The organism is Pseudomonas sp. GL-B-12, from assembly GCF_019955895.1.
Classification (GTDB): domain Bacteria; phylum Pseudomonadota; class Gammaproteobacteria; order Pseudomonadales; family Pseudomonadaceae; genus Aquipseudomonas.
Map to the genome: position 1 here is coordinate 13,707 of NZ_JAHBCX010000040.1, position 15,497 is coordinate 29,203.

Genomic DNA, 15,497 nt, shown 5'->3' on the forward strand with positions numbered 1-15,497 from the left:
CATGAAACCATTTAGCGTCAGCATCGAACACGGCATTGCCGAACTGGTCTTCAACCGACCACCGGTCAACGCTTTCAATTGCCAGGGCTGGGCCGATATCGCCAGCGAGATCGAGGGCTTGGGCCGCAACAGCGACGTGCGGGTGATCGTGATCCGTGCCGAAGGTCGCGGCTTCTGCGCCGGGGTCGATATCAAGGAACTGGCCGCCGACGGCAACCTGATCGTCGCGGTGAACAAGGGCAACTACGATAGCTTCAAGGCCATCCACCGCAACCCGAAACCGGTGATCGTGGCCGTGCACGGCTTCGTGCTGGGCGGCGGCATCGGCATCTGCGGCGCCGCCGACATCATCGTCGCGTCCGAGTGCGCCACCTTCGGCGTGCCGGAAGTTGATCGCGGCGCCATGGGCGGCGGTGCGCATTTGCAGCGCCTGTTCCCGGTGCAGAAAGTCCGCCACATGTACTTCACCGGCGAAGCCATCGACGCCGCCGAGGCTTACCGCCTGGGCGCGGTGGAGCGGGTGGTCAAGCGCGAAGACTTGCGCGAAGCCGCGTTGCAGATCGCCCGCACCATCGCCGCCAAGAGCCCCGGCATGATCAGCCTGGCCAAGGAAGCGCTGAGCGGCATCGAAGACGGCAACCTCGAAGATAAATACCGCTGGGAGCAGGGCTTCACCCTCGAAGCCTACCGCTCACTGGACTCTCAGGAAGCACGCGACTCGTTCGTCGAGAAACGCGATGCCCGATTCAACGGCTGAAGGCACGCTCATGGACTTGACCTATACCCCGGCCCAACAAGCCTTTCGCGCTGAAGCGCGGACCTGGCTGGCCGCCAATGTACCGAGTAAACCGCTGCAATCGTTCGACACCGAGGCGGGTTTTGCCGAGCACCGCGCCTGGGAAGCCAAACTCAACGAAGGCCGTTGGGGCATGGTCACCTGGCCGACCGAACTCGGCGGCCGTGGCTGCGACCTGATCGAGTGGCTGATTTTCGAAGAGGAATACTACCGTTCCGGGGCGCCGGCACGGGTCAACCAGAACGGCATCTTCCTGCTCGGCCCGACCCTGATGGAGTACGGCAGCGAAGAGCAGAAAGCGCGTTTCCTGCCGCGCATGGCCACAGGCGAAGACATCTGGGCCCAGGCCTGGTCCGAGCCGGGTGCCGGTTCTGACATGGCAGCGATCCGTTCCAAGGCAGAGCGGGTGGGCGACCACTACGTGATCAATGGCCAGAAAACCTGGTCGACCCGTGCGGTGTGGGCGGATTGGGCGTTCGGTATTTTCCGTACCGACTCGCAGTCCCAGCGTCATCACGGCCTGACCTTCATCCTGCTGCCGCTGGACACGCCGGGCATCACGGTGCGGCCGATTCCGCAGCTCAACGGCTTGCCTGGTTTTGCCGAAATTTTCTTCGACGACGTCAAGGTGCCGGTGGAAAACGCCCTCGGTGGCGAAGGCATGGGTTGGCACGTGGCGATGTCCACCGCCGGTTTCGAGCGTGGTTTGTTGCTGCGTTCACCGGCGCGCTTCCAGGAAACCGCCAAGCGTCTGGTGCAGTTGTACCTGGCCAACCGTGAGCACGCCGACCGCGACCCGGCCATCGGCGAGGCGGTGATGCGCGCCTGGCTGGATGCCGAGGCCTACACCCTGAGCACCTACATGACTGCTTCGCAACTTGTGCAGGGCGGCAAGATCGGGCCGGAATCGTCGACCAACAAGATCTTCTGGTCCGAACTTGACCAGCGCATGCACGACACCGCCATGAGCATTCTCGGATTGCGCGGCGAATTGCTGCCCGAAGCACCGGCCGCCGGTGACGTCGGTCATTGGCTGGAAGGCTTCCTGTTTGCCCAGGCCGGGCCGATCTACGCCGGCACCAACGAGATCCAGCGCAACATCATTGCCGAACGCATGCTCGGCATGCCGCGTGCCTGAGGAATAGACCATGGACTTTAGTTTCAGCCGCGACCAACTGCTGTTTCAGGACAACGTCCGCAGCTTTCTGATCAACGAAGTCACCCCGGAACGCATTCGCGAACTGTGGCAGAGCGACAGCGGGCGCAGTGAGCAACTCTGGGCGCAACTGGTGGAGCTGGGCCTGACCGCCCTGACCGTGCCCGAGGCGCAGGACGGCATGGGCATGAATGAGCTGGACTTCGTGCTGATCGCTCAGGAATGCGGTTATGCGGGGCTGCCCGAGCCGCTGGTGGAGACCATGCTGGTCGGCGTGCCATTGCTCGCCGCCCTGGATGAGCAACACGCGCCGCTCAAACAAAAATGGCTGTCGCGAGTGGCCGAGGGCCGTGCGCGTCTCGCGGTTTCCGAGCCAGGTAATCCGCTGGTCAGCGATGCCCATGTCGCCGATCTGCTGTTGCTGGCCAATGGCGACGAAGTGCACGCCTTGGAGCGTGATGCCGTACGCCTGACCCGCAACGAGTCGGTCGACCCGAGCCGCCAGCTGTTCCAGGTCGAGTGGACGCCAACCCCCGCCACCTGCGTTGCCAGCGGTGAGCAGGGCCGACGCCTGTGGACGGCAGCCTTCAACCGTGGCGCCCTCGCCAGTGCCGCGCAATTGCTCGGGCTGGCCAAACGCATGGTCGACCTGGCGGTGGACTACACCTTCGAGCGCAAGCAGTTCGGCAAGCCGGTGGGCTCGTTCCAGGCGGTCAAGCATTTGATGGCCAACGTCGCGGTGCAGATCGAGTTCGCCAAAGGCCCGCTGTACCGCGCCGCTTATGCGCTGGCCGAGCAACAACCGGGGCAGGACGTGCTGGTGTCCCACGCCAAGCTGGCGACGGCGGAAGCGGCGATGCTCGCGGCGAAGAACACCATCCAGGCCCACGGCGCCATGGGGTACACCTGGGAGGTCGATTTGCACCTGTTCATGAAGCGCGCCTGGGCCTTGGACAAGGTCTGGGGCGATCGTGGTTTGCACAAAGCACGCATCCGTACAGCGTTGCTCGACAGCAAGCCTGCACTGGGTGCGGGCAGTACGTTCTAACCAGTCAGTAAGGGTGACGAACCCCCTGTGGGAGCGGGCTTGCTCGCGATGGCGGTGCGTCAGATGGCATCAATGTTGGATGTGCCGGCCTCATCGCGAGCAAGCTCGCTCCCACAGGTTTTTCGGCGCTCTCAATACCAGATTTCAGTTTTTTCACCGAGGTAGACCATGCCTGAAGCTTATATCGTCGACGCCCTGCGTACGCCCATCGGGCGGCGCAAGGGTGGTCTGAGCCAGATCCACGCCGCCGACTTGGGCGCCCATGTGTTGCGCGCGCTGGTCGAGCGCAACGCCATTCCCGACGAGGATTACGACGACGTGATATTCGGCTGTGTCGACACCATCGGCCCGCTGGCCGGGGACATCGCCCGCACCAGTTGGCTGGCGGCCGGCCTGTCGCAATCGGTGCCGGGCACCACCATCGATCGCCAGTGCGGTTCGTCGCAGCAAGCGGTGCACTTCGCCGCCCAGGCGGTGATGAGCGGCACCCAGGACGTGGTCATCGCCGGTGGCGTGCAGACTATGACCCAGATCCCGATTTCCTCGGCGATGATCGCCGCCGAACCCTTGGGCTTCACCGATCCGTTCAGCGGTTCCGAAGGCTGGGTGCGGCGCTATGGCGCGCAACCACCGACGCAGTTCCGTTCGGCGCAGATGATCGCTGAAAAGTGGGACCTGTCCCGGGTGCAGCTTGAAGCCTATTCGCTGGAGTCCCATCGACGTGCCTTGCAGGCCATCGAGCAAGGCCGCTTCAATCGCGAAATCGTGCCACTGGCCGGTGTGCTGCATGACGAAACGCCGCGCCAGACCAGCCTGGAAAAAATGTCCGAGCTGGAATTCCTGTTCGGCTGCGACCGGGTGACCGCCGCGGTGTCGAGCCAGACCTGCGACGCGGCCAGCGCGATGCTGATCGTCTCGGAGGCTGCGCTCAAGCGTTACGGCCTGACGCCACGGGCACGCATCCATCACCTGAGCGTGCGCGCCGAAGACCCGATCTGGATGCTCACCGCGCCGATCCCGGCCACCGCTTACGCACTCAAGCGTGCCGGCATGAAGCTCGAAGACATCGACCGCGTGGAGATCAACGAAGCCTTCGCCTCGGTGGCCATGGCCTGGTTGAAAGAGACTGGCTACCCCCACGAACAAACCAACGTCAACGGCGGCGCGATCGCCCTCGGTCATCCATTGGGCGCCACCGGCACCCGCTTGATGTGCACCTTGCTGCACGAGCTGGAACGCAGCGGCGGACGCTTCGGCATGCAGACGATGTGTGAAGGCGGTGGTCAGGCCAACGTGACGATCATCGAACGTTTGTGATTTCAAGATGACCACTGAACCTGTGGGAGCAAGCCCGCTCCCACAGGGATTGTGGCAACGAGTGATGAATTTGAAGGATGAACAATATGAAGATCTGTGAAAACCGCGTCGTGATCATCACCGGTGCCGGCGGTGGTCTGGGCCGCGCCTACGCGCTGGCCTTCGCCGCCGAAGGCGCGAAAGTGGTGGTCAACGACATCAACCGTGAAGCGGCGTTGGCCGTGGTCGGCGAAATCCTCGGCCAGGGCGGCAGCGCCGTGGCCAACAGTGACGACATCACCCGCTATGACTCGGCGGGGTTGATCGTGCGCCAGGCCATCGAAACCTTCGGCGACCTGAACGTGGTGGTCAACAACGCCGGCATCTGCCGCGACCGCATGTTCGCCAGCCTCAGCGACGCCGACTGGGATGCCGTGGTAGCCGTGCACCTCAAGGGCCACTTCTGCATTTCCAGCCACGCCGTGAAGTACTGGCGCGAGCAGGCCAAGGGCGGCGCCAAGGTCGATGCGCGGATCATCAACACCAGTTCCGGCGCCGGGTTGCAGGGCTCCATCGGTCAGTCCAATTACGCGGCAGCCAAAGGCGGTATCGCCTCGCTGACCCTGGTGCAGGCGGCTGAACTGCGCCGCTACGGGATCACCGCCAACGCCCTGGCGCCGGCCGCGCGCACCGGAATGACCGAGCAAGTGTTCGCCGACACCATGAAAAAGCCTGAAGAAGGCTTCGATTACTTCGCCCCGGAAAACGTCGCGCCGCTGGTGGTGTGGCTCGGCTCCGAGGCTTCCGCCGAGGTGACCGGGCAGATGTTCGAAGTAGAGGGCGGCAAGTTGTCCATCGCCGACGGCTGGCGCCGTGGTCCACAACTGGATCGCCAGGGCCGCTGGGCGGTCGGCGAGATGGGCGAAGCCGTCTCACAGCTGGTGGCTCAGGCCGTTCCGGCGGCCAAAGTGTACGGCAGCTGAAAAAGTCCGGTCTCGGGAGGGCGGCGCGCGGCTATAATCGGCCGACGTTTCCCTCTGTCACCACACGAGACCTGCCATGACCATTTCCCTGTACGACGCTTCCGTGCCTGTTTTCCAGCAAATGCTCAACGCTCTGAGCGATGTACTGAAAAAGGCCGAGGCTCACGCCACCGAAAAAAACATCGACCCTAACGCCTTCCTGCAAGCGCGCCTGTTCCCGGACATGTTCCCGCTGGTGCGTCAGGTGCAGATCGCCGTTGATTTCAGCAAGGGCGTTACCGGTCGCCTGGCCGAAGTCGAATTGCCCAAGTACGACGACACAGAAACCACCTTCGCGGATCTGCAAGCGCTGATCGCCAAGGCCCTGGCCTTCATCGGCAGCATTACGCCTGCGCAGATCAACGGCAAGGAAGGCATCGAGATCGTCACCCGTCCGGGCACGCCTAAAGAGAAGCGGTTCAGCGGCCAGGCTTACCTGCTGACCTACGGCCTGCCGCAGTTCTTCTTCCACGTCACCACCACTTACGCACTGCTGCGCCATAACGGCGTGGAAGTGGGCAAGCGCGACTACATGGGCGCGTTCTAAACCGTCCAGGTACAAAAAAGCCCCCGGAGCCTCAGGCTGCGGGGGCTTTTTCGTTTGTACGCGGTCTCCTGTGGGAGCGGGCTTGCTCGCGAAGGGGCCATCAGCTTCAACATCTTCATTGACTGACACTCCGCTTTCGCGAGCAAGCCCGCTCCCACAAGGGATTGGGGTCAGGCCAATCGAGCTGCTTTATCTTCTTCACCCAGGCAAGCCGCCGCAGTGAACAGCACATCGGTGGAGGAGTTCAGCGCGGTTTCCGCCGAATCCTGCAACACGCCGATGATGAAACCGACCGCCACCACCTGCATGGCGATTTCGCTTGGGATACCGAACAGGCTGCACGCCAGTGGAATCAGCAACAGCGAACCACCGGCCACACCCGAAGCACCGCAGGCGCAGATGGCTGCGACGACGCTCAGCAGGATCGCGGTGGGAATGTCCACGGCGATGCCCAGCGTGTGCACGGCCGCCAGGGTCAGCACGGTGATGGTGATCGCCGCGCCGGCCATGTTGATGGTCGCGCCCAGCGGGATCGATACCGAGTAGGTGTCTTCGTGCAGGCCCAGACGCTTGCTCAACTCCAGGTTGACCGGAATGTTCGCCGCCGAGCTACGGGTGAAGAACGCCGTGATGCCGCTTTCGCGCAGGCAGGTCAGCACCAGCGGGTACGGGTTGCGGCGCAGTTTCCAGAACACGATGAGCGGGTTCATCACCAGCGCCACGAACAGCATGCAGCCCAGCAGCACGGCCAGCAGGTGCGCGTAGCCGATCAAGGCGCCGAAGCCGGAGGTGGCCAGGGTCGAGGCCACCAGACCGAAGATGCCCAGCGGGGCGAAGCTGATCACCAGGCGCACGATCACCGTCACGCCGTTGGACAGGTCGCCCAGCACTTCACGGGTGGTATCGCCCGCGTGGCGTATGGCAATGCCCATACCGATGGCCCAGGCCAGAATGCCGATGAAATTGGCGTTCATCAGCGCACTGACCGGATTATCGACCACGCTCAGCAACAGGCTTTGCAACACTTCGCCAATCCCGCCTGGCGCTGTGACCGCGACGTCCTGTGTCGACAGCACCAGGCTCGACGGGAACGTCATGCTGGCAACCACCGCCACCACCGCTGCGGCGAAAGTGCCCAGCAGATACAGGAACAGAATCGGCCGGATATGGGTTTCCTGACCGTGCTTGTGGTTGGCAATCGATGCCATGACCAGCACGAACACCAGAATCGGCGCGACTGCTTTCAGTGCCGAGACAAACACTTTGCCGATGAACGCCGTGGACTTCGCCATGTCGGGGGCAAACAGCGCCAGGGCAATACCGGCGATCAGGCCGATCACGATCTGTGTGACCAGGCTCAAGCGTTTAAGGCGTTGTAATAGAGAAGGGGATGAAGCAGTCATAAAACGGCATCTCTGATTTTTTATTAATGCATGGTTTCGCAGGTTTGCGGCAACAAACAGGGCAGGCCGCAGGCGGGAAACCGAGAGGGGAACACGGGGCTAATGCCAGCGCTGATTCCTGTGGCGAGGGAGCTTGCTCCCGCTGGGCAGCGAAGCGGCCCCACCAAATGGGCCTGCTGCGCAGTCCAGCGGGAGCAAGCTCCCTCGCCACAAGGGGCGCGGACTTTATCACAGCGCAGGAGCGATCTTTCAGACCTGTGACGAACTGCCACCCTGGCATTCAACGCGAATTGCAGGTTCGTGCAACCGCATCCGAAAACACTCTGTTAAGATTCGCCATCCTCATTTTCATGTCTGCCAGTGGGCCTTCGGGCTATCGCTGGTGTTTTCGTTTTCTGGAGTTTTGCATGCTGTTGCCCATTCTTCTGTTGTCCGCCGCCGGCTTCACGGTGCTGACCACGGAATTCATCATCGTTGGCCTGTTGCCGGCGATCGCCCGGGACCTGGAGGTCAGCATCCCGCAGGCCGGTTTGCTGGTGACCCTGTTCGCCTTCACCGTGGCCGCGTTCGGGCCGTTCCTGACGGCGTACTTCGCCCGCTTCGAGCGTCGCAAGCTGTTCATCTCGGTGCTGATCATGTTTGGCCTGGCCAACACGCTCGCGGCGCTGGCGCCGAACATCTGGGTGATGGCGTTTGCCCGCTTGATCCCGGCGCTGGGGCTGCCGGTGTTCTGGGCCTTGGCCAGCGAAACGGCGGTGGACATCGTCGGGCCGGATTACGCCGGTCGCGCCATCGCCAAGATCGGCTTCGGCATCGTTTGCGCCACGGTGTTCGGTATTCCCGTGGGCACGCTGATTTCCGATGCGTTCGGCTGGCGCAGTGCCTTCGCGATTCTGGCGGTCATCGCCTTTGCCAAGGCGTTGCTGCTGTTTATCTATCTGCCGAAGACCAACCTGCACCAGCATCAGGTGAGCTTCCGGTCGCAGTTCAAGATCCTGCACAGCCCGCTGATGCTCGGTCACGTGCTGCTGTCAGTGATTGTGTTCAGCGGCATGTTCACCGCCTACACCTATCTGGCGGACATTCTTGAACGACTGGCCGGCTTCAACGGCACAGTGGTCGGCTGGTGCCTGATGGGATTCGGCGCGGTCGGGTTGATCGGCAACTCCCTGGGTGGCCGGGCGGTGGATCGTCATCCATTGATGGCGTCGATGATGTTCTGCGCGTTCATGATTGCCGGCCTGGTGGCGCTGGTGCCGAACATTCATTCGCCGCTCGGTCTGGCGGCGGCGATGGGCATCTGGGGTGTGACCCAGGCGGCGTTGTTCCTGGTCAGCCATGTGCGCCTGATGAAGGCCGCGCCTGAAGCGCCGGCGTTTGCCGCGTCGCTGAACATCGCCGGGGCCAACCTCGGTATCGGTCTGGGCGCGATGATCGGTGGTCGGGTGATCGACAGCGTTGGCCTGCAAGGCCTTGGCTTTGCAGCCGCTGCTTTCATTCTGGCGTCGATCCTGCTGGCCATTGCGCTGATGACTTTCAAGCCGCGCGAACAGGTCACAGCGCTGTAAACAGCTCGCGTCGGGCACCTTCGGTAATGGCGACAATGCCGGGGTGCTTGACCTTGCGTTCCACTGAGATGGCATAGAACGACTCGCTCACCGCGTCGGTCTGGCCAATCACCTCCACGCCATATTGGCGTTGCACTTCATCGGCAATCACGCTCGGGCCAATGAAGATTCCGCTGCCGGATTGGCCGAAGGCCTGCATCAGGGCGCTGTCGTCGAACTCACCGACAATTTTCGGCTGGATCTGTTGCTCGGCGAACCAGCGTTGCAAGCGGCTGCGCACCACGGTTTCCGGTCCGGGAATCAGCAGCGGCGCACCGTGCAGGTTACGCGGAAAGTCCCGGCCGTAACGGGTCGCCAGCTCAGGGGTGGCGAAAAAACTGATCCCGCACTCACCGAGTTTCTGGCTGTAGCCCTTGATGTCCAGGTGCGATGGCATCGGGCTGTCGGAGATCACCAGGTCCAGGCGCTGGATCGCCAGGTCGGCCAGCAGGCGTTCCAGCTTGTCTTCGCGGCACGTGATGCGCAGCGGTTCGCTCAGCTCCATGGTCGGTGCGATCAGGCGATAGACGATGGATTTGGGCACCACGTCGGCCACACCGACGCGAAACAGAATCTGCTGTTCATTGGGTTGTGCCCGCAGCATCAGTTCCAGTTCGCCACCCAGCTGAAACATTTGTTCGGCGTAGGGCAGGGCCTGGCGGCCGGCCTCGGTCAGTTCGAGTTGCCGTCCGACGCGCCGAAACAACTCGATACCAAAGGTCTGTTCCAGCAATGAAATCTGCCCGCTGATGGTTTGTGGCGTGAGATTGAGCTGCTCGCAGGCGCGCACGATGCTGCCGGTCTTGGCCACCACCCAGAAGTAATGCAATTGCCGATAGTTGAGCATGGCGTCTAACACTTCGTAAAAATCGAAGTATAACCGCTGAAAATACGAATTTTCCTGAAGTGTTTGCTTCCCTAGAATGCATCGCTATCAACGGGCCATCGTTTAGGTCCCGTTCGTTCTATCGAGGAAAGCATCATGAAGCTTAAAGCCACGGCACTGTTGATCACGTCTTTACTGGTACTGGCCGGTTGCGACCAGGCCGAGAAAAGCGCGCAACAATTGATGGGCAAGGCTGCCGAAAGCGCCAAACAGGCGATTGACGATACCCACAAGGCCGCCGAGCAAGCACTCAGTGACGCCACCAGCGGGTTGATCAGCAAAAAAGAATCATCGGAAAAAGACTCGGAAAAAACCGAATCTTCCTCCCAGGAAATCTAAACCGTATTACAACGAGTCAGGACTGACCCATGGACTACCTTTTACAACTTGCCGCCAGCCCCACCGCCTGGGTCGCCCTTGCCACCCTGATTGTGATGGAGATCGTGCTCGGCATCGATAACCTGATCTTCATCTCGATCCTGACCAACAAGCTGCCCTTGCACAATCGCCAGCGGGCACGGCGCATCGGTATCGGCATGGCGTTGATCCTGCGCCTGGGCTTGCTGAGCACCATCGCGTTCATCGTCCAGTTGACCAATCCGGTGATCGAGATTCTCGGCCACGCGTTTTCCTGGAAAGACATGATCCTGATTGCCGGTGGCCTGTTCCTGTTGTGGAAGGCAACCACCGAGATCCATCACAGCATGGACCCGGCACCGGAAGATCCGAAGTCGGCGACCTCGACCGTGACCCTGGGCTTCGCGGCGGCGATCGGTCAGATCCTGATGCTGGACATGGTGTTCTCCATCGACAGCATCATTACTGCTGTCGGCATGACCGAGCATTTGCCGATCATGGTCATCGCGGTGGTGGTGTCGGTACTGGTGATGTTGCTGGCGGCTGATCCGTTGGCCAAGTTCATCAACGACAACCCGACAGTGGTAATGCTGGCCCTGGGCTTCCTGATCATGATCGGCATGACGCTGATCGCCGAAGGCTTCGGCGCCCATGTACCGAAAGGCTACGTCTATGCGGCCATGGCATTCTCGGCTTCGATCGAGGCGTTGAACATGATGTCCCGCCGGTCCAGGCAGAAGCGGCTAGCCACTGAGGCTTGACCCACGCTAAAAGAAACGGCCGCCTGAACTCCAAGGAGTGCAGGCGGCCGTTTTTGTTGGTATCGGGTAAAGGTGGTGTCAGTGAGCGTTGGCGTGCTGGCTCGGCGTCTTGTCCGCTTCTGGTGCAGGAGCCGGCTGGACAGGGTGATGGTGGCGGCGAGTAATGCGCAGCACGCCCCACAACATGGCGGCGGCTACCGCCAGCCAACCGCCAATCAACATCACAATGATCATGGTCAGGCTCATCTGTGCCTCCTCTTTGCCCTTCTGTGGGCACACGCGCTTCGCTGTCGTCCCTTCAGGGAACAGTCTAGCCGTTGCTGTATTTCAGGCTATTGACCGAAAGTCGGCAGTCACCAACCAGTTCGCTCTATCGAATGCACGCGACTACCGTTTAGAGCTATACCGTAGAGGCGCGGCGACCTATGATCGACGACCAAGCCGGGAATGGGATTGCCTGGCGTCTGAACCTGAACAAGAGAGAGATGATGGTGCGGGTATTTTCTCGAATTTTGTCGGCCATGCTCATAGCCGGTTGCGTGGCAAGCCTGGCGGGCTGTGCCGGGAGCGTTGCGCCCGAGATCAAGCGTTTGCCGGAGCGTGTCGAACTCAGCGGCCGGTTCTACCGGGGCGATGCGTATCAAAGCGGACCGCAGGTGCTGGCCAGCATGCTGTCCCAGCAGGGCATCGTGATTACCCCGGGGCTGCTCGACAAACCCTTGCATTTGCCGGGGGCCGAAGCCCAGTTGCAACAGAACATGCAGAACCTGGCCCGCGAGTACGGGATGGTGGTTTATCCCCTCGACAGCAACCTGCCGGCCTTGTTGACGCAAGTCGCCGCCGGTTATCCGGTGATGGTGCGTTTTACTGAAGGCTCGGCCATGTGGGCCGAACCGCGATACGCCATTCTTGCCGGCTACAACCGCCAGAAGCAGACGGTCCTGCTGCGGGCCGGGATGAATCACCGCGAACTGATGAGCTTCAGTTCCTTCGAATCGGCGTTCAAGGACGCCGGCGGTTGGGCCGTGCTGATCCAGAATCCGACGCAAATCCCGGCCCAGGTCGATCAGCAGCGTTGGCTCAAGGCCGCCAGCGATCTGGCGCAAGCCGGTCAGGAGCAGGCCGCCGCCAGGGCGAAAAAAGCCTTGGCCAGCCAGTAAGTCCGTTGGTCACCCGCCGGGCACCTTCACCCATCGCCAGCCTCTGATCGTTAAGGGCCCGGAACATTATTCCGGGCCGAGATCAGGAGGTGCCCATGGCTCATTCAACAACGCCCGTCGGTCCGCACTCGTCTGAGCATTCGTCTGGCAATGAGCTGGGTTTCGATCCCGATTCTCCGGACCTTGCCGATCCTCAGGTCGACCCGATCGGGCCCGCCAAGGCACCGAGGGACGTGAAACCGGGTGACAACCCCAAGGCTCCGGCCAAGCCCTATGATCCGCTGGGTAATCTGAAGCCTTAGGTCCAATGGAGGTGCGTATGTCTACCGATTCCAGTTTCGACGACAAACGTCCGGAAACTGTCCCCACAACCCCCGAGCAAAGCACCGATCCAGTGATGGATCCCGACAGCCCGTTGAGGGACCCTCTGGCGCGGCCAACGGTGGTGCCCACTGAAAAGCCGAAGGGTTGGAGAGATCCAAGTACCGGCGACGGCATCCCGGATGACGACCAGATGCCGCTGCCCAACGACTGAATGTCTGGCGAAAAAAAGCCCCGAATGACCGGGGCTTTTCGTGCGTTGCCGCTTGGTTACTTCGAGGCTTCAACCACGCCGCTTTGGCGTTGCTTGAGGTTTTTATCCGATTTGTACTGCAGGGCCACCGAGGGCACGTCAGCACCGTGCCCGGTTTCGACCCAGTTGCGAATCCGCGCGGCGTCGGCAAAGTGGGTGTACTTGCCATAGGCGTCGAGGATCACCAAGGTAACCGGGCGATTCGCCATATGTGTCACCAGCACCAGGCAGTGGCCGGCCTCGTTGGTGAAACCGGTCTTGGTCAGCTCGATGTTCCAGTTCGCTTTGTTGACCAGATGGTCGGTGTTGCGGAAGCCCAGGCTGTAGTTGGGTTTGCGGAACGACACGGTTTTTTCCTTGGTCGTGCTCAGCTCGGTCAGCAATGGGTACTTGTGTGCAGCGACCAACAGTTTGCTCAGGTCACGTGCGGTGGATACGTTGCGCGGCGACAGGCCGGTTGGTTCGACGAAGTGCGTATTGGTCATGCCCAGCGCCTTGGCCTTGGCGTTCATCGCGGCAATGAATGCGGCGTAGCCACCCGGATAGTGGTGCGCCAGGCTGGCGGCGGCGCGGTTTTCCGAAGACATCAATGCGATCAGCAGCATTTCCCGGCGCGGCATTTCGCTGTTGAGCTTGACCCGGGAGTAAACACCTTTCATTTCTGGCGTGTCGCTGATGTTGATGTTGATGTATTCGTCCATGTTCTGGCGGGCTTCAACCACCACCAGGCCCGTCATCAGCTTGCTGACCGAAGCGATGGGGACGACCACGTCGGGGTTGCTGGCGTAGATGACTTTATTGGTCTGCAGATCCATGAGCAGGGCGCTGCCGGAAGCGATCTTGAGATGTGAAGTATCTCGCGGGGCAGCGGTGATTTCGCCAGCGCTGGCAATTGGCGTGATGAAAGTCCCTGTAACTGCAAAAAATAGGCTCAGGATGGAAAGACGGATTTTCACGCTGGCAGACTCATAAAGTGTTGATAAGCCGTTTTGTAACGGGCTATTTCGTAAAAAGCGCGACATTCTGGAGTATGGCTGAATAACTGTCGATGGTTGATCAAGTAACAGGTGAAAGTCCTGAGAAACATGAAAAAAAAGTCATTTTCCGGCAGGCGGTCGGTGTTTTTCGCGGGCAAAAAAAACCCCGCCAGGGCGGGGTTCCTTGTCACGCTGACAGCGTGCGCGTTGAAACTCAGCTGTGCAGGGTTTCAGCGGCGTACAGGGTGTTTTCCAACAGGCAGGCACGGGTCATCGGGCCTACGCCGCCCGGTACCGGAGTAATCCAGCCGGCGCGGGGCAGGGCGGTTTCGTAGATCACGTCACCGACCAGCTTGCCGTCGTCCTGACGGTTGATGCCGACATCGATCACGATCGCGCCTTCCTTGATCCATTCGCCCTTGACCAGGCCCGGCTTGCCGGCGGCGACGACGACCAGGTCCGCACGGCCGACATGGCCGGCCAGGTCCTTGGTAAAGCGGTGGGTGACCGTCACGGTGCAACCGGCCAGCAGCAATTCCATGGCCATCGGGCGACCAACGATATTGGACGCGCCGACGACCACGGCATTCATCCCGTAAAGGTCGACACCGGTGCTTTCCAGCAAAGTCATGATGCCTTTGGGGGTGCATGGGCGCAGCAGGGGGATACGCTGGGCCAGGCGACCGACGTTATAAGGATGGAAGCCGTCGACGTCTTTATCCGGACGAATGCGCTCCAGCAGTCTGGAGGCGTCCAGGTGTTCGGGAAGCGGCAGCTGAAGCAGAACGCCGTCGATTGCAGGATCGTCGTTCAGGCGATCGATCAGTTCGGTCAGCGCTTCTTGAGTGGTTTCGGAAGGCAGGTCATAGGCTTGGGATAGAAAGCCGACCTCTTCACAGTCTTTACGCTTGTGCGAGACATAAACCTGAGAGGCAGGATCGCTGCCGACCAGGATCACCGCAAGGCCGGGCGTGCGCAGGCCTTGCTGGCGACGCTCGGTGACACGTTGGGCGATCTGCTGGCGCAGGCTGGCGGCGATCGATTTGCCGTCGATAAGTTGTGCAGTCATTGCGCGTGATTAACCATCGAGAGGGGAAAAAAAGAGAACGCATTCTCGCATGTCATGCGGTGAGGGCAAAGGCGCTTGGTCTGCAAATTCCCCTAACTCCTTTAATTAAATGAATTTTTTTTAAAAAGGATTTGACGACCTTCGGGTGGCTCTATACTATTCGTCGCACTTGTCGGGCACAGCCTAGCACTGGTTAGGAAGGTTGAGCGGGATTACGATTCTGTGAGACTGGAAAGCACTTAGTTTGTAGTCCTCCAAGGTTACAGCTAACAAGGCGCCCGTAGCTCAGCTGGATAGAGCATCCGCCTTCTAAGCGGATGGTCGCAGGTTCGAGTCCTGCCGGGTGCGCCATTAGGCAGCTTTGGCACAAGTAGCGCGATATGGTGGGCGTAGCTCAGTTGGTAGAGCACGGGATTGTGACTCCCGTTGTCGTGGGTTCGATCCCCATCGTCCACCCCATATTTCGAAAGGCGCCAGATTAACAGTCTGGCGCCTTTGCTTTAAAGGCTTCACCCGCGGATGTGGTGGAATTGGTAGACACACTGGATTTAGGTTCCAGCGCCGCGAGGCGTAAGAGTTCGAGTCTCTTCATCCGCACCAATTAAAGCTTCACTCAGGTCTTTGGCCTGGCTGGAGCTTGATAAAGAAGTTGTTTGGCTTCTTTAACAGGCAATATGGTGGGCGTAGCTCAGTTGGTAGAGCACGGGATTGTGACTCCCGTTGTCGTGGGTTCGATCCCCATCGTCCACCCCATATTTCGAAAGGCGCCAGATTGAAAAGTCTGGCGCCTTTTTTGTTTCAGCGGCCGCGGGTTCCGGGTCGCAAGGGCAGGGCGTTT

17 protein-coding genes and 4 tRNA genes are annotated in these 15,497 nt (G+C 60.9%); 16 read left to right on the plus strand and 5 right to left on the minus strand.

Annotation, left to right across the window (positions count from 1 at the left end):
• Position 1 precedes the first annotated feature (1 nt).
• The 6 genes from KGA85_RS21390 to KGA85_RS21415 all read left to right on the plus strand — a co-directional run bounded on the left by KGA85_RS21390 (position 2) and on the right by KGA85_RS21415 (position 5,865).
• Positions 2-757, plus strand: coding sequence for an enoyl-CoA hydratase family protein (locus KGA85_RS21390; RefSeq protein WP_223458443.1), 756 nt, complete (start codon positions 2-4; stop codon positions 755-757).
• A 10-nt stretch (positions 758-767) separates the two neighbouring features.
• A complete protein-coding gene (locus tag KGA85_RS21395; protein ID WP_223533500.1) occupies positions 768-1,934 on the plus strand; it encodes an acyl-CoA dehydrogenase family protein in 1,167 nt (388 codons plus the stop codon).
• 10 nt (positions 1,935-1,944) lie between these two features.
• Positions 1,945-3,000, plus strand: a complete 1,056-nt coding sequence (locus tag KGA85_RS21400) for an acyl-CoA dehydrogenase family protein (RefSeq protein ID WP_223543361.1) — start codon at positions 1,945-1,947, stop codon at positions 2,998-3,000.
• Positions 3,001-3,168: 168 nt separating this feature from the next.
• Entirely contained in the window at positions 3,169-4,317 is a 1,149-nt protein-coding gene (locus tag KGA85_RS21405) for an acetyl-CoA C-acetyltransferase (RefSeq protein ID WP_223458446.1), read from the plus strand.
• Positions 4,318-4,403: 86 nt separating this feature from the next.
• Entirely contained in the window at positions 4,404-5,279 is an 876-nt protein-coding gene (locus KGA85_RS21410; RefSeq protein WP_223458448.1) for an SDR family oxidoreductase, read from the plus strand.
• A gap of 76 nt (positions 5,280-5,355) precedes the next feature.
• A complete protein-coding gene (locus KGA85_RS21415; RefSeq protein ID WP_223458450.1) occupies positions 5,356-5,865 on the plus strand; it encodes a DUF1993 family protein in 510 nt (169 codons plus the stop codon).
• Positions 5,866-6,035: 170 nt separating this feature from the next.
• Here the strand turns inward: KGA85_RS21415 and sstT are convergent, their stop codons facing one another.
• Positions 6,036-7,268: a serine/threonine transporter SstT gene (sstT, locus tag KGA85_RS21425; protein WP_223537471.1), complete on the minus strand. Its 1,233-nt coding sequence runs from the start codon at positions 7,266-7,268 to the stop codon at positions 6,036-6,038.
• Positions 7,269-7,675: 407 nt separating this feature from the next.
• Here sstT and KGA85_RS21430 point away from each other — a divergent pair, with 407 nt between their 5' ends.
• Entirely contained in the window at positions 7,676-8,836 is a 1,161-nt protein-coding gene (locus KGA85_RS21430; protein WP_223458453.1) for an MFS transporter, read from the plus strand.
• On the opposite strand, the gene nhaR is transcribed toward KGA85_RS21430, so the two are convergent.
• Entirely contained in the window at positions 8,823-9,722 is a 900-nt protein-coding gene (gene nhaR, locus KGA85_RS21435) for a transcriptional activator NhaR (RefSeq protein ID WP_223458455.1), read from the minus strand. The genes KGA85_RS21430 and nhaR overlap by 14 nt on opposite strands.
• A 135-nt stretch (positions 9,723-9,857) precedes the next feature.
• Between nhaR and KGA85_RS21440 the strand changes: the two genes are divergently transcribed.
• On the plus strand, positions 9,858-10,100 hold the full coding sequence (locus KGA85_RS21440) for a hypothetical protein (RefSeq protein ID WP_102672741.1): 243 nt from the start codon (positions 9,858-9,860) through the stop codon (positions 10,098-10,100).
• Positions 10,101-10,129: 29 nt separating this feature from the next.
• A complete protein-coding gene (locus KGA85_RS21445) occupies positions 10,130-10,879 on the plus strand; it encodes a TerC family protein (protein WP_223458457.1) in 750 nt (249 codons plus the stop codon).
• Between the two features lie 78 nt (positions 10,880-10,957).
• On the opposite strand, the gene KGA85_RS21450 is transcribed toward KGA85_RS21445, so the two are convergent.
• Entirely contained in the window at positions 10,958-11,125 is a 168-nt protein-coding gene (locus KGA85_RS21450) for a hypothetical protein (RefSeq protein WP_223458459.1), read from the minus strand.
• 179 nt (positions 11,126-11,304) lie between these two features.
• On the opposite strand from KGA85_RS21450, the gene KGA85_RS21455 reads away from it, so the two are divergent.
• From KGA85_RS21455 to KGA85_RS21465, 3 genes are all read left to right on the plus strand, one after another.
• Positions 11,305-12,039 (plus strand): peptidase C39 family protein, encoded by a 735-nt coding sequence (locus tag KGA85_RS21455; RefSeq protein WP_223458461.1) that lies wholly within the window; start codon positions 11,305-11,307, stop codon positions 12,037-12,039.
• A 95-nt stretch (positions 12,040-12,134) separates the two neighbouring features.
• Positions 12,135-12,341 carry a DUF6021 family protein gene (locus tag KGA85_RS21460; protein ID WP_008016225.1) on the plus strand — a complete coding sequence of 69 codons (207 nt, stop codon included), beginning with the start codon at positions 12,135-12,137 and terminating at the stop codon, positions 12,339-12,341.
• A 17-nt stretch (positions 12,342-12,358) separates the two neighbouring features.
• The gene (locus KGA85_RS21465) at positions 12,359-12,574 is read left to right on the plus strand and encodes a hypothetical protein (RefSeq protein WP_007977127.1); all 216 of its coding nucleotides are present in this window, start codon (positions 12,359-12,361) and stop codon (positions 12,572-12,574) included.
• 56 nt (positions 12,575-12,630) lie between these two features.
• Here the strand turns inward: KGA85_RS21465 and pbpG are convergent, their stop codons facing one another.
• Together pbpG and folD are read right to left on the minus strand one after the other, a co-directional pair.
• Entirely contained in the window at positions 12,631-13,569 is a 939-nt protein-coding gene (pbpG, locus tag KGA85_RS21470) for a D-alanyl-D-alanine endopeptidase (RefSeq protein WP_223458463.1), read from the minus strand.
• Positions 13,570-13,804: 235 nt separating this feature from the next.
• On the minus strand, positions 13,805-14,659 hold the full coding sequence (folD, locus tag KGA85_RS21475; RefSeq protein ID WP_008001570.1) for a bifunctional methylenetetrahydrofolate dehydrogenase/methenyltetrahydrofolate cyclohydrolase FolD: 855 nt from the start codon (positions 14,657-14,659) through the stop codon (positions 13,805-13,807).
• Positions 14,660-14,933: 274 nt separating this feature from the next.
• Between folD and KGA85_RS21480 the strand changes: the two genes are divergently transcribed.
• From KGA85_RS21480 to KGA85_RS21495, 4 genes are all read left to right on the plus strand, one after another.
• A tRNA-Arg gene (locus tag KGA85_RS21480) sits at positions 14,934-15,010 on the plus strand.
• 32 nt (positions 15,011-15,042) lie between these two features.
• A tRNA-His gene (locus KGA85_RS21485) sits at positions 15,043-15,118 on the plus strand.
• 56 nt (positions 15,119-15,174) lie between these two features.
• Positions 15,175-15,259, plus strand: a tRNA-Leu gene (locus KGA85_RS21490).
• Positions 15,260-15,336: 77 nt separating this feature from the next.
• A tRNA-His gene (locus KGA85_RS21495) sits at positions 15,337-15,412 on the plus strand.
• Positions 15,413-15,497: the final 85 nt, after the last annotated feature.

What these genes read in the sequence shown, in the direction of transcription:
- nhaR (WP_223458455.1), bottom strand. Translation starts at nt 9,722, where the DNA reads ATGCTCAACTATCGGCAATTGCATTACTTCTGGGTGGTGGCCAAGACC.
- KGA85_RS21460 (WP_008016225.1), top strand. Translation starts at nt 12,135, where the DNA reads ATGGCTCATTCAACAACGCCCGTCGGTCCGCACTCGTCTGAGCATTCG.
- KGA85_RS21405 (WP_223458446.1), top strand. Translation starts at nt 3,169, where the DNA reads ATGCCTGAAGCTTATATCGTCGACGCCCTGCGTACGCCCATCGGGCGG.
- KGA85_RS21410 (WP_223458448.1), top strand. Translation starts at nt 4,404, where the DNA reads ATGAAGATCTGTGAAAACCGCGTCGTGATCATCACCGGTGCCGGCGGT.
- KGA85_RS21400 (WP_223543361.1), top strand. Translation starts at nt 1,945, where the DNA reads ATGGACTTTAGTTTCAGCCGCGACCAACTGCTGTTTCAGGACAACGTC.
- KGA85_RS21445 (WP_223458457.1), top strand. Translation starts at nt 10,130, where the DNA reads ATGGACTACCTTTTACAACTTGCCGCCAGCCCCACCGCCTGGGTCGCC.
- KGA85_RS21430 (WP_223458453.1), top strand. Translation starts at nt 7,676, where the DNA reads ATGCTGTTGCCCATTCTTCTGTTGTCCGCCGCCGGCTTCACGGTGCTG.
- KGA85_RS21440 (WP_102672741.1), top strand. Translation starts at nt 9,858, where the DNA reads ATGAAGCTTAAAGCCACGGCACTGTTGATCACGTCTTTACTGGTACTG.
- KGA85_RS21465 (WP_007977127.1), top strand. Translation starts at nt 12,359, where the DNA reads ATGTCTACCGATTCCAGTTTCGACGACAAACGTCCGGAAACTGTCCCC.
- folD (WP_008001570.1), bottom strand. Translation starts at nt 14,659, where the DNA reads ATGACTGCACAACTTATCGACGGCAAATCGATCGCCGCCAGCCTGCGC.
- KGA85_RS21450 (WP_223458459.1), bottom strand. Translation starts at nt 11,125, where the DNA reads ATGAGCCTGACCATGATCATTGTGATGTTGATTGGCGGTTGGCTGGCG.
- KGA85_RS21395 (WP_223533500.1), top strand. Translation starts at nt 768, where the DNA reads ATGGACTTGACCTATACCCCGGCCCAACAAGCCTTTCGCGCTGAAGCG.
- sstT (WP_223537471.1), bottom strand. Translation starts at nt 7,268, where the DNA reads ATGACTGCTTCATCCCCTTCTCTATTACAACGCCTTAAACGCTTGAGC.
- KGA85_RS21415 (WP_223458450.1), top strand. Translation starts at nt 5,356, where the DNA reads ATGACCATTTCCCTGTACGACGCTTCCGTGCCTGTTTTCCAGCAAATG.
- KGA85_RS21455 (WP_223458461.1), top strand. Translation starts at nt 11,305, where the DNA reads ATGATCGACGACCAAGCCGGGAATGGGATTGCCTGGCGTCTGAACCTG.
- KGA85_RS21390 (WP_223458443.1), top strand. Translation starts at nt 2, where the DNA reads ATGAAACCATTTAGCGTCAGCATCGAACACGGCATTGCCGAACTGGTC.